We start from the raw sequence: 13,485 nt of genomic DNA, 5'->3' as shown, positions 1-13,485 counted from the left end.
CGATGGGATCTACGCGGCGGAGCATCACGTATACCGCTGGTCTGGACGACGACAACCCGCGTGTGAGTTCCGGTTGGGTTTCGACCCGAACGGTCGGCTCTTGGAACTGGTTGTCCTTCGACAGTGGGAGCGAGCTGCTCATTCATGCCATGAAGACTCGCCCGCTGTACTTCGGCCTCTTGTAGCGATCACGGAGGCGGCCGGTGCGAGAGCCTCTCCGAGAGGCGAACGGCGCGGCCGCGGGTCGAGGGTATGCACCACGATCACTTCGCCCGTTCGAACGTAGCTGCCAGTTCGGGACGCTCGGTGGTGCCCGGACTTCTTGCCCGCGTAGACGTTCGCCGGGGTCCCTCCCAGTTTTGGTGAGCGCGTCGATCTGCTGCGCGAGTTCCTCTTTGGGCGTCGACAGCCGCGTGTACCCCCAAAATCATCTCCAGGGGCGCACTGAAAGTCGGGTCGGCACGAAGGTTGTGACACGCACATGTGGAATTAACTTATGAGACGCCTCGACCTGGGCTTTTGCAGAATCCGCACGTGGTCCGGGTGGCGTCCCGCCGTTGACCTCCCCGTCATCTATGGTTCTAGTTTCGTGACGCGAACATCAGTTTGCAGGGCTTTGCGAGCAGTCGGGGTGAAACGACGATCGCGGTGCTGTAGGCGGCGGTCAGGACACCGAGGACGCGGGGAAGGGAACGCGCGGGGGGAGAGGAGGGCATGGTGACCGTGTACCCGGATCGGTCCGCCGGACACGACATACTTCGACCCGGGCGGCGCGATGCCATCGCGTCCTTCGAACCGGTCAGGGGATAGGCCGGTCGACCTCGCCACGCCATCCGCCGGTCTCGTGTCCGCGGTGTTCGATGAACTCCTTGAACTTCTTCATATCGGTCTTGACTCGGTGACCGAGCACGCCGAGTTTGTCGGCGACGTTCTCCACGAACCCGTCCGGGTCGACGTCCATCTGGGCGGTCACCCGCGTCTTCTCGTCGTCGAGTCGGTGGAAAGTGATGACCCCGGCGTGGTTGGGTCCGGAATCGGAGGTCCAGGCGACTCGTTCGTCCGGGTGCTGCTCGGTGATGGTGGCGTCGAACTCGCGGACCTGCCCCGCCACATCGATCACCCAGTGCACGTGCGTGTCGTCGAGTTGACGGATCTCCCTAACCCCCTCCATGAACTGCGGAAAGGATTCGAATTGTGTCCACTGGTCGTACACGACCCGGATCGGGACATCGACATCGATGGCTTCGGTGATTGTGCTCATGACACCCCGCTTACCCGACGATCCCGGATCCGACACACCGGAGCCCTGCCGGAACATCTGCCAGCCGATCGGACGGGCACCGAATTTTCGTCGCGACAAGGCTGCGCCCCGGGCCAGCGCCAGCCCGCGGAGCCGCGCCCGGGCGCCGGGCAGGGCGAACTGGGCTGAGTCAGCGAATACCCCTCTCACCTGCGTTGTAACGCAGCTGCGTCAGAGCAGGTTTCGGTGCACATGATGGGCGAAAAACCTGCCCTGCCCGTGATCCGACCGCGTCGACCGTTCGCACAACTTTCGCCCGCAAACACCCTGCGTCAGCGGTGGGAGCCGGCTCCTCGACAGGCCTGGCGCTGGTGACGGTTGCCGTTCTCCGTGAGGGGTATTCGGCTCGACATGAGCAGCGCGCGTGGACTGAAGGTCGTCGTGATCGGCGCGACCGGCAATGTGGGAACCAGTGTCGTCGACGCCCTCACTCGCGAATCGACCATCGCCGAGATCGTCGGCGTCGCACGCCGACCGGGCAACTGGAACCCGGCACGTGCAACATTCCTCACCGCGGACGTGACCCGCGACGACATGAACGAGATCGTGCGCGGCGCGGACGTCGTGGTGCATCTCGCGTGGTTGTTCCAGCCTACGCATCGGCCACGGGATACGTGGAACAACAATGTTCTCGGTGCGATCCGGGTCTTCGAGGCGGTGGCGGAAGAATCGGTCCCGGCCCTCGTCTACGCGTCCTCGGTGGCCGCGTACTCCCCGGGTCCCTCCGACGCGATGGTCGACGAGAGGTGGCCGACCCACGGCTGGCCCACAGCGGCCTACCCTCGGGAGAAGGCGTACCTTGAGCGATGGCTCGACGCGTATGAAACCCGGCATCCGAGTATCCGTGTGGTGCGGATGCGCCCCGGATTCATCTTCAAACGAGAATCGGCGACCTCGCAACGCCGACTGTTCCTCGGGCCGCTGCTTGCTCGCCGACTTGTCCACCCGGACCGAATTCCGCTGGTCCCCGTCGTCGACGATCTGCGGGTGCAGGTGCTCCACACCGAGGACGCCGCCACCGCGTACGCGGCAGCGGTGATCAACCCCGCGCGCGGGGCGTTCAATCTGGCTTCCTTGCCGCCCGTGGACGGTGCGTTCCTTGCAGAGGCATTCGGTGCTCGCGGTGTGCGAGTCGCGCCCGTCATCGTGCGCTCCGCCGTGGCGGTGGGCTGGCACCTCCACGCCGTCCCCGCTTCCCCTGGTTTGTTCGAGACGGTGCTGCAGCTTCCGTTGATGGACTGCGCTCGAGCCCGAGACGAATTGAATTGGACGCCTCGACATGCACCGGGCGCGGTTCTGCGTGAGTTCCTGCTCGGGCTCCACGACGGGGCCGGGCTGCCCACGCCACCACTGCGGTCCGACACCCTCGCGAGAAGGGTGCGGGAGTTCGCGACCGGGGTGGGCCAGCGAGCGTGAACGCGCCCGCACTCGGACTCTGAATCAAGCCTGGTTCCATCGGACCGTGTTCGGTCTACCAGGGTCGTGCATCGATCAGGTTTTGCCACAGTCTGGGTCGTGCCCGCCGATGTCCCAGGCAGCCCGGAGCCGATTCCTTTTCACCCGGCCAGAGGTTGGTATTCGCGGAGGCGGAGCAGCATCCGCACATACCCTGCTTCCGCCGCCGCGGTAACAGCATCGAGTGTGGCGAGTTCGGCAAGCTCGGCAGATCCGATGTCGAGCTGCATCTGGTCGGCAATCCAGTGCCGAATCGAGTCGTGAGTAGTCATATGATCACCGCCTTCAGGTGGGATACCCCACCAGTGCTGTGCGCATTCGAGCCTCAACCGCCTCGGCCGCCCCTCACCTGGACACCGTCCGCGCCCTGGCCAGTTCCGTCACCGCACGGTCGGCGTGCCCGCGGCCACGAGCACCACTGGGCATGGAGTAGCCGAAACCGCAGGTGGGTACTCGGGCCCACATGTCATCCTCATCAGGGGAACCCGCTGATCCGTCCACCGATTTCCCGGCGGAACCCCGGCACAATGGTGTTCCGCCGGGCACGATGCCGGACCCGGATGCTGCCGGGCGACTACATCCCGTCCTTGCTCGTCGTAAAGGCATCCGGCACACCCGGACCGGTGCGCTGTGGACCGGTCTGGTCGTCGGCGTGCTGGTTGTGATGCTGCTGCTGGTGTTCATCCTGCAGAACCTCGACAGCATCACCCTGGAGTTGTTCGGGTGGGACTTCTCGCTGCCGCTGGGTGTGGCGTTGCTGGTCGCCGCGATCGCCGGTGCGGTGGTCATGGCACTTGCCGGTGGTGTGCGGATTCTGCAGATCCGCCGCGCCGCGAACCGGCAACGCGCGCTCACCATCCACCCATGAGTCGATCGCACGACGTACTTCGCTCCGTGATCCCAAGTTGGCCGCCGAACTAGAGTGCCGCGACATCGAACTCGACAGTGCGCATCGGCAACTGTTGGAGCTGATCCAGGCCCCGGCTGGGACGGCAGCGTTCCGATGGCCGTCGATGTGACCCTTCTCGGCCGGTTCTTCGAATGCTTCGGCGATCACACTGTCGTGGTCGGCCGCCAGGTGATCTACCTGGTCACCGGAGAGCCCCGGACACCGTAGCGTCTCGCGCGCAGGGACCGGGGACATCGAACGGGTTCAGGTCGCATGCGTTTATTGAGGTGGTGCCGCGTACGGCAGGGGACGATCGAGGCGGGCCGACGAATTCGCAGCCGTCGCCGCAGCGGGGTCGCAGGCTCCCGGGCCAGGAACCGGCGGCGGGGAGCCGACCCGGATGCCGTTACCGTTCCCCAGCCTCGGCGTCGGCGGTGTTACCGTCACTCTCGCGTAATGCCCTGCCCTGCTGGACGTACTCCTCGTACTTCTCCGCGTTCTTGTCCGAAACCCGGGTATCTCGCGGCGGCAACTGCAATTCGTTCTCGGCCGGCATGCCGGCCTGCAACTCTCGTCCGCGTTCGAGTTCGGCGTCCAGTTCGGCGCCGAAGAGCAACGCCAGATTGGTGATCCACAACCAGAGCAGGAACACGATGACTCCGGCCAGGGAGCCGTATGTCTTGTTGTAGCTGCCGAAGTTGGCGACGTAGAGCCCGAACAGGACCGACGCGATGATCCACGTGACGATGGCGAGGAACGCCCCGGCGCTGATCCAACGGAACTTCGGTTGTCTCACATTGGGTGTGACGTAATAGAGGATGGCCACGGCTACCACCACGATGCCGAGGACGAACGGCCAGCGGGCGATGTTCCACACGGTCAGGGCGGTGTCGCCGAGTCCGACGGCGTCTCCTGCCGAGCGTGCGACGGGGCCGCTCAGGGCGAGCATCGCCGCACCGGCGGCCACGAGGACCAGACCGAGGACGGTCACGGCCAGCATCAGGGGCCGTAGCTTCCACACGGGACGCCCCTCCTCGACCTCGTACATGCGGTTCATGGCCCGCCCGAACGCCCCGATGTAGCCGGACGCCGACCACACCGCACCCAGCAGGCCGAGAACGAGAGCCGTTCCCGCGGTCGGCGTCTCGACCAGTTGCGTGATGGGGTCTCGCAACGTGTCCACAGCGGAGGACGGTCCGAGATCGTCGACCATCTGCAGGACCGCGTCGGTGGTGCGCTGTCCCTGACCGAACACGCCCAGCAACGAGACCAGCGCCAGCAGCGCGGGGAACAGCGAGAGGACGGCGTAGTAGGTCAGCGCCGCGGCCAGGTCGGTGCATTGATCGCGGGTGAACTCGTGCGCCGTCTTCCGGATGACGTACCACCAGGACGGTTTCGTCAGGTCCGCAGGCGAATCCGGCTTCCGCGGATCGTCGGGTCCCGGTTCGGCGTGCCGATCCTTTTTCATCGATCACGCCTACCCGAAACGCGGCGCACGGAAACTGCAGCGACCGCCCCCGCGCCAGTTTCACGCGCACCACCGCCGGGCAATCGCCTCCGTGACGGTCCGCCGCAGTTCACCACGGGGCGCACAATGACCCGCTGCGCTTCCTAATCGGCACAGGCACGTTCACGAGGACTGAGAAGGAGTTTCCGAAACGCCGGCCACTCATACCTCGAGCGTCTGCGCTGCACCGTCCCGCTCGGCGAGCCGCGCTCAGCACGGCGTGCTGCATCTCCAGCAGCAGAATCTGCCGGGTGTCCACCAGATTGACCCCGGCCTCGATCAGCACCGCGACCCGCGCAAGGCGGACCAGATCGTCCTCGCTGTACCGGCGGGCCGTTGATCCCAGGCCGTCGACACAGGAAATCCATCCGCCAACGCGCATCGTTGGTGCACACACGGCAAGTCCGGGAACTTTCCATCTCCAGGTTGAGCTTCCCGCCTTCACAAGGTAGAACAAATCTATCGTCTTTGAAACAGATTTATTACCGAACGGGCGGTGGCCTCGCGGGGTCGCCGGACGAAAGGAGAACGCGATGACCGTCCAGAACGTCGATCGCCCCGCCTCCGACGCCGAGGCACTCGTCCTGCACAGCGGCAGTGGCCCGGTGATCGCGGCAGCCCTGTTGACCATGCTCGCACTGAGCGCCACCACCCTCCTGTCCGGCCTGCCCTCATGACGCCCCCGGCGCCGCAGCGGGTGCGACGGCCGTCGGGCGCGCTTTTCGCGAGCGGTCTGATCCTGCTTGTCGGCACCCTGATTTGTGTGGCGACGGCCGTAGGGGTCTTCGGCTTCGGTGCCCTCGTCGCCCAGATCGCCGTCGCGCTCCTGGGCTCGGTCGGTCTGATCGTCGCGGTCACCGATTCCGACGGCACCGACTCCGAACTCCGTGCCCTCTCCCACCCGCTTCATGACGCCCGCTCCGAAGGAAGGGTTCGATCATGACCACCGCAGTCGCTGCGCCCGCCCCGCCCTCACCCCCGGCACCGGTCCGCCCCGAGCGGCGCACCCGGCCGCTGACCGTCGTCTCCGCTTCCGAACCCGCACTGACCCACGACCGTTCCCCGAGCCGTCGACGCGACCAATACGAAGACACGTATCCGCTCCTCACGGAAATCGCCGAGCTGGATCTGCACGATCCGCATCGACACCTGCTGCGCGAACGAGTGATCGAACGCTGCCTCCCGCTCGCCGAACACCTCGCCCGACGTTTCCGGAACCGCGGGGAGAGCGTCGACGACCTCGAGCAGGTCGCCCGCCTCGCACTCGTCAAGGCCGTCGACCGATTCGACGACCGGCAGGGCGCGAACTTCGTGGCCTTCGCAGTCCCCACCATCACCGGAGAGATCCGACGGCACTTCCGGGACACCACATGGTCACTGCGCGTGCCGCGGGCGGACGGGAGACCTGCATCTGGGACACGCCGACCCAGGTGGCGATCTGGCTCTGCGTGAGGTTGCACGCTTCCGCCGACCTGACCCGCACGCTCGGCCGCGCCCCGACCGCGAGAGAGCTCGGTGCGGCGCTGGAGGGACCGGATCCGACGACCGATTGCTGTCGGAGACGGTCGGCAGCGACGACGTCGCATTCAACCCGAACCCCGGGACCCCACGGAACTACTCAAAGAGACCTTCACCGCGTGACCGCGCGCACCAGGCCCCCGGGAACCGGGTGTTGAGCGTCGCTGCTCATGACGACCACGGGGCCAACCACCGTCACCCGTGATGCAGATGGATTCCGGGCCGCGGGCCGATCGTCTGCATCGTCACCTGGCGTCACGACCGACTCCCGAGCCACCGACCCCGTCACGCTGTGTCGGTGGTGCTGCGGACGAGCAGGTCGAGGACGTCCGGAAGCGTACCGGCCTGCAGGGCGCGTCGTTGCCGGCCGGCACCGTTACCGTTGGCGAAAATCCGCATGACCTCGGTCTGAGTGCTGTGGTAGTCGCCGGCGGCCTCGAGGACGGGTCGGATGTGGTCGAGTAGCCGGAGGATCGGTTCGGTCGCCGGAACCAGGCATCCGGACGCGGGGTCGATACCGTGGCCGGTGATCCCGTCGCGGGCGGCGCGCCAGTAGGCCGACCGCAGGCGGTGCGGGTCCACTCGTGGCGCCCGATGCCCGCCCCGTATCGCCCGCAACGCGGCCGCGACCAGTGCCCGTACCAGGACGGCCAGCAGCACCGTTTCCTCCACCGTCGCCGGCACGTCGGCCACCCGGACCTCCACGGTGGGCAGATGCGCCGACACCCGCACGTCCCAGTAGATCATCGCCGGATCGAGAATCACCTCGTGCTCGAGCATTTCCGCTACTTCGGTGTCGTAGTGGCCCGCGGATTCGAAGTACGGTGGCGGGCCGGCGCCCGGCCAGCGCGCCCACAGCATGTGCCGCCAGCTGGCGTATCCGGTATCGCGGCCGGCGATGATCGGGGAATTTGCGGTCAGCGCCAGCAACGCCGGCAGCCAGGGCCGCAGATGATTGCTGACCTGGACCGCAACCTCCCGGTCCGGGATCCCGATGTGCACGTGAGCCCCACAGATGATCTGCTCGCCCAGCTGCCCGTAGTGTTCGGCGAGACGCCGATAACGCGGCAGATCGGTGATCGCACGGGGCGGCCGACCGAACGGCGGAACCCCCACCGCCAACAGGGCGGCGCCGGACCGGGCCGCCGCGGCCGCCGTCAATGCCCGCGCCCGCCGCACCTCGGCCCGCAGATCCCCCCACTCGGTACAGACCGGTGTGGCCGTTTCGATCTGACATCGCGACAACTCGAGCTGCAGGTCGATTCCCAGCGCCTGCCCCGCGGCCACGACGGCAGAATTGCCGAGAAACGGAGCCCCGGAGTCGGGATCGGCGAGCACGAACTCCTCCTCGACCCCCATCGTCAGGCGCAACTCGGACTCACCGATTCCGGTGAGATCGCCGGGATCCGCCGATGGCGTGAGTGTCATCTCCCGCTCCTTCCGCCACGAACTGGCCTCTGCTGCCGAGGACGGGCTGTCCCATCGGCCGAACGCTTTTCGGAAAGCCGCCGTGCGACCGGAGAACCGGACGAGGTCCGGCTCAGCAACTCCGCCCTCGGCGGCCGCTCCCCGGCGCCGGCCGGGCCGGCTTGTTGTCGCTCCCTAGGGGTCTAACGGGTGTAGGGGCTGGTCGCCGTCGTCGTGACCGGTGGACCGATCTTGGTGGCGAGCAGCCCGAGACCGATCATCGCGACACCGAGGCCGAAGTGCAGCCAGTTGTCGGCGGTGTTGACCGGTACGAAGTTCGCGGCACTGTCCAGGTCGATGACGAGCCCGTAGACCCACAGCACCAGATAGACAATGCCACCGACTATCAGGAACGCCTTCGCCGCACCCGCAGTACGGGCCGCGGCGATCCCGACGACACCGAACAACAGATGCACCAGGTTATGTAAGACCGAAACATTGAATATCCCGAGCAGTTGGGCGTCGGAATGGTGGCCGGCGAAGGTGAGGGTGTCGTAGCCGGTGGTGATGCCGGGGATGAACCCGAGAACCCCGACGAGCAGGAACACCGCGCCCACGACGAGGGCCGCCCATTGCACCGGGGTGCGCGTCCTCGAACGCGCGATGGAGGATCCGGTCATGGCGTGCTCACCTGCTTTCCCGTACAAGTCCCGGTGGGACCGAGCACCGCAGGGAACCGGCACCGATCGTGCCCGTCGATTGCGTGTGCTGCCGTCTCCGGGTACCCCACCACCCGAACCTGAATCGGCGTTGAGCCTCACAGGTATTCCTCATTCGGGCCGCGTTCGGACTGCGGTTTCCTCGCGATTGCCTACCTGGTTCGGTGCTCTTCTCGCCGAGGCACCAGAGAGCCGCGTTCTATTCGTGCTGGCGTTGACATCTAGCAGAGCTGCGCCCATGGGACGTGACCACGCAATCGAGTCCCTCGCACGAGGGACGATTCGGCATCGCCCGCCCCCGTCTGATTTGCTGTGCGAATGTCTGGGCACTCCGAGAAGCGCGGACCGTACAGCAACGATGCGGCGCCGATCCCACGGATTTTCAGCGAGGAGCCACGCTGTGTCGAAGAAGAACCTTGTCCTTCCCGGGGCGCCCGGGGCGGGCACTCCGACGGTCGCCGAGCCGATCAAGCCCACCGAGCCGTTGCCCCCCAAGCCCGACCAGCGGGCGCCGGGCCTGCAGACCGCGACCGGGCAACCCGTCGAAGGCCCGGACACCGCCCGCGGCCAGCAGGGTGAGCACCTGACCACGGCGCAGGGCGCGCGGCTGTACGACACCGACCATTCCCTCAAGGCCGGCGAGCGAGGACCGACCCTGCTCCAGGACCACCACCTCCGGGAGAAGATCACGCACTTCGATCACGAGCGGATCCCGGAGCGGGTGGTGCACGCCCGCGGCGCAGCCGCCCACGGGGTGTTCCGCGGATATGGTTCCGCCGATCCGATCAGCAAGGCCGCGTTTCTCGGCAGGGACGTCGAGACGCCGGTCTTCGTTCGCTTCTCCACCGTCCTCGGCTCCCGGGGGTCCGCGGACGCCGTCCGCGACACCCGGGGGTTCGCGACCAAGTTCTACACCGGCGAGGGCACTTTCGACCTGGTCGGAAACAACATTCCGGTGTTCTTCATCCAGGACGGCATCAAGTTCCCCGACATCATCCACGCCGCCAAACCGCACCCCGACCGCGAGATCCCGCAGGCGCAGAGCGCCCACGACACCTTCTGGGACTTCGTGTCGCTGCACACCGAAGCCACCGCGCACACCCTGTGGAACATGTCCGACCGCGGCATCCCCCGGTCGTACCGGATGATGGAAGGCTTCGGCGTCCACACCTTCCGGATGGTGAATGCGGCGGGCGAGAGTTCGCTCGTGAAGTTCCACTGGAAGCCGAAACTCGGTGTGCACTCACTGGTGTGGGAAGAAGCGCAGATCGTCAACGGCATGGACCCCGACTACCATCGCCGCGACCTCGCCGACGCGATCGAATCCGGCGCGCACCCGGAGTGGGAGCTGGGCATCCAGGCGTTCCCGGACACCCCGGACCAGACGTTCGAGGGCATCGACCTGCTCGACCCGACCAAGATCGTCCCCGAGGAACTGGCCCCCGTCCAACCGATCGGGCTGATGACGCTGGAGGCGAATCCGACCAATTTCTTCGCCGAGACCGAGCAGGTGGCGTTCCATCCCGGGCACCTCGTCCCCGGTATCGACGTCACCGACGACCCCCTGCTGCAGGCGCGGCTGTTCTCCTACCTCGACACCCAGATCAGCCGGCTCGGCGGACCCAACTTCGGGCAGATCCCGATCAACCGGCCCCACGCCCAGGTCAACGACATGCTCCGCGACGGCATGCACCAGACGGGAGTCCATCCCGGCGTCGCGCCGTATCGGCCCAATTCCCTCGACGCCGGATGCCCCTTCCTCGCCGGCGCCGAGACGGCGTTCGTCGAGGTGCCGGCGCCGATGCCGGAGTCGACGAAACTGCGCGCCGCCCCCGCGAGCTTCGACGACCACTTCTCCCAGGCCCGGTTGTTCTACGCCAGCCTCAGCCCGATCGAGCAGACCCACGTTGCGCAGGCCTACACGTTCGAGCTGGGCAAGTGCTACGAGCAGGCGATCAAGGAGCGCGCCCTCGGGGTCCTCGCGAACGTCGACCCCGACCTGTGCGCGACGGTCGCCGAAGGGCTCGGCCTGCCCGCACCGGAACCGACCGTCGCCTACGACCTCGCGCCCACACCCAGCCCCGCTTTATCGCAGATCGGCGACCAGTGGCCGCTGGACGGCCGGATCATCGGCATCGTCGCCGACGAGACCGCCGACCTGCCGGAGGTCGCCGACGCCGTCGAGAAGATCGACCAAGAGGGCATGGTGCCGCTCGTCATCGGACCCCACGGCGGCGCACTGGGATCGGGCAAGGGCGCGGTGCCGGTCTCCCGGACGTTCCTCACCATGCGATCGGTGGAGTTCGACGCCATCCTGATCGCGGCGCCGGCGTCGGACCCGCGGGTCCAGGTGTTGCTCACCGAGGCGTTCCGGCACTGCAAGGCGATCGGGGCATGGACCGCCGGTCGCGGACTCCTCGCCACGGCCGGAGTCCCGGCCGAGGCCCCGGGCATCGTGATCGCCGACGACACGTCCGCGCTGCTTCACGGCATCGCCGCGCTGATGAAGTCCCATCGGGTGTGGGAGCGCCAGGTGTGAGGTGACCCGTGAGCGGTCGCGCCGGAACACGAGTCCAGGCCGTGAGACTTTCCGGCAGGAGCGGCACGTGTGTGGACGGCTGGTGGTCGGGCCGGGCCGGCCGAGCGGGAATCGAGCGCACGGACCTCTGTGGCGAGGCTCGGCGGTAGCGGGCTGGGCGCCCGAACGCCGATTGGTACAGAACTGCGGATCCGGGTACCCGAGACGACGAGACGAGCAGCAATGGGTCGAGGAGGTAGCCACTATGCCGCGGTCATCGATCAAGGACGAGAAGGTGTACCAGGAAGTACGGAAGGATGGTGCGTCGAAGGAGAAGGCGGCGCGGATCGCGAACTCGGCCGCCAACCGTGGCCGCTCCAGTACCGGCCGCAAGGGCGGCAAGTCGTCGTCGTACGAGGACTGGACCGTCGACGAGCTGAAGAAGAAGGCGAAAGAGGTCGGTCTGTCCGGCTATTCATCCAAGCGGAAGGGCGAATTGATCGAGGCGCTGCGCAACCACTGATGCTTTTCCACCGTCACCGCGCCGTGTCGTCGGAAACGCCGGGGGTCACGGAGCAGGGTCCCTCCCGCCGCCCGACCGGGTGGCGTTTCCCTCGCCACCGTCTGCGGAATCTGCTCGCACTGCCGTGCAGGGTATTTCAAGCTCGATCTCTGTCACCGGACACGACTCCCGGCCGGTGTCACACAGTTCCGGTGTGTGGCCCACGTATGTCCCGATGCACGGTGTGGGCGCGCGCGTATGCAGCGATGACCCGCAGACTGCCGCGGCTGGCAGCTACAGTCCGGAAGGGCGCACCGAAAGAATTACGTGGACAGACGGCGACGGGGCGCAGGCGCAAGGTGGCATTGCCGAACTTTGTGCTCGCGGCGGGCATGACAGTGTCGAGGCACTGCGGACGTATCGCCGGAGTGCCCCGCAGCAGGGCTGGGGTGCTGCGTATGAGCAGCTGTGACGAGCGTGCCGAACGGATCTCGGCCGCAGGGCGTGATCGGCACCGCTCCATCGCTACCGCAAAATCGTTGACCGGCGGACGAATCTCCACCGTTCTCGGTGCCGCGCGGTCGTCGTCCGAGTGGTACCGGGCAGCATCGTGGCCTACGCCACGGCCGTGAAGCATGGTCTGTTGCGGGTCCCGGACGGCCCGGTGGTCAGCGAACCCAGTGCGCGGGCGATGGCCACGGCGGTCGCCGAACTGCTCGGCGCCGATCTGGCGGTGGCGGTCACCGGAGTCGGCGGACCCCAGAATCAGGACGGACAGCCACCGGGCACGGTGTGGCTCGGGATCTTCACCGGCGGCGCGACCCGCACCGAATTGCGGCACTTCGCCGGTGATCCGGGCGATGTGGTGGAGGCGACCACAGACCATGCCCTGTCCCTCCTCGAACAAGAACTTCAACGGTAGTCCCAGACAAGGTGGTTTAGGCGAGGAAAGGGTGAGGAGATGTCGATGCTGCTACGAATCCCGGGTGTCTATCCCCCACAGGCGGATACGTGGCTGCTCGCCGGTGCTCTGGCCCAGCACACCCTGTCTCCGCGAACACGGGTCCTCGACATTTGCACCGGCACCGGAGCACTCGCTCTGCGGGCCGCCGGGTTGGGGGCCGGAAGTGTCACCGCGATCGACATCTCGCGCCGTGCCGTCCTCACCGCCCGACTCAACACTCGGCTACACCGGCACACGATCCGGGTTCTGCAGGGAAACCTCACCGTGCCCGTCCGCGCAGAATACTTCGATCTGGTGATCTCCAACCCGCCCTACGTACCCGCCCAGGATGACCGGCTTCCCGGCACCGGCATGGCCGCAGGCGTGGGACGCCGGCACCGACGGACGAGCGCTGCTCGACCGGATCTGCGCCCAGGCACCCGACGTCCTCGCACCCGGGGGAACACTACTTCTCGCCCAGTCGGCACTGAGCGGGGTCGACAAGACCCAGGTGATGCTCGAGGAACAGGGCTTGGATGTCGACGTCGTCGCCCAGCAGGAGATTCCCTTCGGTCCCGTCCTGACCGCACGCCGGCACCTGCTCGCAGCCCGCGGAATCATCACCGCCGATCAGCGCTCCGAAGAGATCGTGGTGATCCGCGGCCGCCAACACCCTGAGATTTAGTCGCGTCCACCCATCCACCCAGTGTTGCGGTTCGCCCACGTC

At 66.9% G+C, this 13,485-nt stretch carries 13 protein-coding genes and 3 pseudogenes; 10 read left to right on the top strand and 6 right to left on the bottom strand.

The window, feature by feature from the left end; genetic code table 11:
• Positions 1-581: 581 nt before the first annotated feature.
• Positions 582-716 (bottom strand): hypothetical protein, encoded by a 135-nt coding sequence (locus I1A62_RS45710; RefSeq protein WP_257890363.1) that lies wholly within the window; start codon positions 714-716, stop codon positions 582-584.
• Between the two features lie 83 nt (positions 717-799).
• A complete protein-coding gene (locus I1A62_RS02070) occupies positions 800-1,261 on the bottom strand; it encodes an SRPBCC family protein (RefSeq protein WP_219455023.1) in 462 nt (153 codons plus the stop codon).
• Between the two features lie 390 nt (positions 1,262-1,651).
• Between I1A62_RS02070 and I1A62_RS02065 the strand changes: the two genes are divergently transcribed.
• Positions 1,652-2,716, top strand: a complete 1,065-nt coding sequence (locus I1A62_RS02065) for an NAD-dependent epimerase/dehydratase family protein (RefSeq protein WP_219453784.1) — start codon at positions 1,652-1,654, stop codon at positions 2,714-2,716.
• A gap of 140 nt (positions 2,717-2,856) precedes the next feature.
• Here I1A62_RS02065 and I1A62_RS02060 read toward each other — a convergent pair whose 3' ends face one another.
• A complete protein-coding gene (locus I1A62_RS02060; RefSeq protein ID WP_219453783.1) occupies positions 2,857-3,027 on the bottom strand; it encodes a hypothetical protein in 171 nt (56 codons plus the stop codon).
• Between the two features lie 275 nt (positions 3,028-3,302).
• Between I1A62_RS02060 and I1A62_RS02055 the strand changes: the two genes are divergently transcribed.
• On the top strand, positions 3,303-3,623 hold the full coding sequence (locus I1A62_RS02055; protein ID WP_257890362.1) for a lipopolysaccharide assembly LapA domain-containing protein: 321 nt from the start codon (positions 3,303-3,305) through the stop codon (positions 3,621-3,623).
• A 28-nt stretch (positions 3,624-3,651) separates the two neighbouring features.
• Positions 3,652-3,872 (top strand): annotated as a pseudogene (locus I1A62_RS02050) (phosphate transport system regulatory protein PhoU); the annotation flags it as partial.
• A gap of 178 nt (positions 3,873-4,050) precedes the next feature.
• Here I1A62_RS02050 and I1A62_RS02045 read toward each other — a convergent pair.
• A complete protein-coding gene (locus tag I1A62_RS02045) occupies positions 4,051-5,112 on the bottom strand; it encodes a YihY/virulence factor BrkB family protein (RefSeq protein ID WP_219453779.1) in 1,062 nt (353 codons plus the stop codon).
• 572 nt (positions 5,113-5,684) lie between these two features.
• Here I1A62_RS02045 and I1A62_RS02040 point away from each other — a divergent pair.
• The 3 genes from I1A62_RS02040 (at position 5,685) to I1A62_RS46995 (ending at position 6,603) form a co-directional block, all read left to right on the top strand.
• Complete coding sequence (locus I1A62_RS02040) at positions 5,685-5,828, top strand: hypothetical protein (RefSeq protein ID WP_219453777.1); 144 nt, start codon at positions 5,685-5,687, stop codon at positions 5,826-5,828.
• Positions 5,829-5,914: 86 nt separating this feature from the next.
• A complete protein-coding gene (locus tag I1A62_RS02035; RefSeq protein ID WP_219453775.1) occupies positions 5,915-6,094 on the top strand; it encodes a hypothetical protein in 180 nt (59 codons plus the stop codon).
• Positions 6,091-6,603 (top strand): sigma-70 family RNA polymerase sigma factor, encoded by a 513-nt coding sequence (locus tag I1A62_RS46995; protein WP_219453773.1) that lies wholly within the window; start codon positions 6,091-6,093, stop codon positions 6,601-6,603. The genes I1A62_RS02035 and I1A62_RS46995 overlap by 4 nt, the downstream gene beginning before the upstream one ends.
• A gap of 351 nt (positions 6,604-6,954) precedes the next feature.
• Here I1A62_RS46995 and I1A62_RS02025 read toward each other — a convergent pair whose 3' ends face one another.
• Both I1A62_RS02025 and I1A62_RS02020 read right to left on the bottom strand, forming a co-directional pair.
• Positions 6,955-8,097, bottom strand: a complete 1,143-nt coding sequence (locus I1A62_RS02025) for a glutamate--cysteine ligase (protein WP_219453772.1) — start codon at positions 8,095-8,097, stop codon at positions 6,955-6,957.
• A 182-nt stretch (positions 8,098-8,279) separates the two neighbouring features.
• Positions 8,280-8,756 carry a DUF4383 domain-containing protein gene (locus tag I1A62_RS02020; protein WP_219453771.1) on the bottom strand — a complete coding sequence of 159 codons (477 nt, stop codon included), beginning with the start codon at positions 8,754-8,756 and terminating at the stop codon, positions 8,280-8,282.
• Between the two features lie 397 nt (positions 8,757-9,153).
• On the opposite strand from I1A62_RS02020, the gene I1A62_RS02015 reads away from it, so the two are divergent.
• From I1A62_RS02015 to I1A62_RS02000, 4 genes and pseudogenes are all read left to right on the top strand, one after another.
• Positions 9,154-11,334, top strand: coding sequence for a catalase (locus I1A62_RS02015; RefSeq protein ID WP_219453769.1), 2,181 nt, complete (start codon positions 9,154-9,156; stop codon positions 11,332-11,334).
• Between the two features lie 244 nt (positions 11,335-11,578).
• Positions 11,579-11,836 (top strand): Rho termination factor N-terminal domain-containing protein, encoded by a 258-nt coding sequence (locus tag I1A62_RS02010; RefSeq protein WP_219453767.1) that lies wholly within the window; start codon positions 11,579-11,581, stop codon positions 11,834-11,836.
• 437 nt (positions 11,837-12,273) lie between these two features.
• Positions 12,274-12,737, top strand: a pseudogene (locus I1A62_RS46990) (CinA family protein).
• 45 nt (positions 12,738-12,782) lie between these two features.
• Positions 12,783-13,443: pseudogene (locus I1A62_RS02000) on the top strand (HemK2/MTQ2 family protein methyltransferase).
• Positions 13,444-13,485: the final 42 nt, after the last annotated feature.

Origin of the sequence: Rhodococcus sp. USK10 (assembly GCF_019378875.1) — a bacterium.
Classification (GTDB): Bacteria; Actinomycetota; Actinomycetes; order Mycobacteriales; family Mycobacteriaceae; genus Rhodococcus_F; species Rhodococcus_F pseudokoreensis.
This window is presented reverse-complemented; position numbering and strand designations above follow the sequence as displayed.